2 tRNA genes are annotated in these 381 nt (G+C 49.9%); both read left to right on the top strand.

Annotation, left to right across the window (positions count from 1 at the left end):
• Positions 1-57: 57 nt before the first annotated feature.
• A tRNA-Ile gene (locus M977_RS23955) sits at positions 58-134 on the top strand.
• 113 nt (positions 135-247) lie between these two features.
• A tRNA-Ala gene (locus M977_RS23950) sits at positions 248-323 on the top strand.
• Positions 324-381 lie beyond the last annotated feature (58 nt).

Genomic DNA, 381 nt, shown 5'->3' with positions numbered 1-381 from the left:
GAACTTGCGTAGTGCTCACACAGATTGTCTGATAGAAAACGAGCAGTAAAACCTTATAGGCTTGTAGCTCAGGTGGTTAGAGCGCACCCCTGATAAGGGTGAGGTCGGTGGTTCAAGTCCACTCAGGCCTACCAAACTTCTCTCCATGCTGTGTTGCGACCCCGCTCACATACTTTAGTATGCTTCGCGGTGACGCGCCTTGCCTGAAGAGAAGTTAAAGGTAAATCAAAGGTTTTACGAAATCGATGGGGCTATAGCTCAGCTGGGAGAGCGCCTGCCTTGCACGCAGGAGGTCAGCGGTTCGATCCCGCTTAGCTCCACCATCATTTCATGCTCACCCAATACTTCTAAGTGTACTGTTTAACAGTGTGCTGAGAAGTA

This window comes from Buttiauxella gaviniae ATCC 51604 (genome assembly GCF_001654835.1).
Taxonomy (GTDB): Bacteria; Pseudomonadota; Gammaproteobacteria; order Enterobacterales; family Enterobacteriaceae; genus Buttiauxella; species Buttiauxella gaviniae.
The sequence above is the reverse complement of the archived record's forward strand: the minus strand, read 5'-3'. Positions and strand labels throughout refer to the sequence as shown.